1 tRNA gene is annotated in these 1,055 nt (G+C 51.0%); it reads left to right on the top strand.

What is annotated here, in order from left to right:
- Window positions 1-866: 866 nt before the first annotated feature.
- A tRNA-Leu gene (locus DQG13_RS30320) sits at window positions 867-954 on the top strand.
- Window positions 955-1,055: the final 101 nt, after the last annotated feature.

The following is a 1,055-nucleotide window of genomic DNA, read 5'->3' as shown; positions in this document are numbered from 1 at the left end:
ACCTCTCGTGTACTGGTTTATATTACCCAGTATTGACAGGCGCATTAACTGCTAACAGCGAGGAAGCCGAATGATAGAAGATAAGAGGTAACCATTCTTCGTCGGGAAACAGGAATTGATAAAACTACCGGCAGGTATGAAGCCGGCCACTTGAGTTCTGTGGGCGTATCCATCGGTGGACATGTCATAATCATCGTTTGGAGGAGCTCAGGAAAGGTGAAAGGATGAAGCGGCTCCTTGCGTGCATCCAAGAAACGCTCTAGTCCGAGAAGGTGAAGCGAATAATATTGGATCGTGCCTGGGGATAAGCCGCGGCGGGAACAGGAAGAGAGGAAGCGTTGGGTTTGTTCCTGAAAGAGATGGGGTTGAAAGCCAAAGGTTTCTTGTTGGATCTGGAGGGTTGCGGGCATGAAAAAACGTGCTCCTTTCTAAAATAGGGGATGGAAATCAGGAGGGAATGGCGTGCTGGGGCCACTTCGAGAGGATAAGCGCGTGTTTGGTCCGCGTCAAATTCATTTGTGGAGAGGCGTAAGACTGAAACATTGGCGCGTCTGTCCAAAACGGGAAACCTATGCTGTACAAGGGATTTCCGATCCAGAATTTGGCGCGCCCCGGGCGAGACGCGCCGACTTCAGGTTTTGGCGCGGCAACAATTTTACGCGGATATCGGCTCTCAGCCCGCACGGTGATTGGGTTTTTGCAAAATGGCCACCGCGCCAAACATGTAAATAGGTCACCAATCACGTGAATTCCCTCAAAACTTTAGTGCACCACGCTAATGTGATATTTAGCGCGGCTGACATAGGCGCGGCTCTTGTGTCGACACTAACTCTCCGGGGAAAGAGAGTCAAGTCACAATTTTATATGCGGTCATGGCGGAATTGGCAGACGCGCCGGCTTCAGGTGCCGGTGGGCTAACCCCCCGTGGAGGTTCGAGTCCTCTTGACCGCACCATAGTTTACAAACCAAACTCTTCTTCGGAAGAGTTTTTTTATTATGGCTTTAGCCGGTTGAGCACGCGAAGCGTGGGAAACAAAAAACCACCTGCTATGCGG

Source organism: Paenibacillus sp. YN15 (assembly GCF_003285005.1).
Lineage (GTDB): Bacteria > Bacillota > Bacilli > Paenibacillales > NBRC-103111 > Paenibacillus_AR.
The sequence above is the reverse complement of the archived record's forward strand: the minus strand, read 5'-3'. Positions and strand labels throughout refer to the sequence as shown.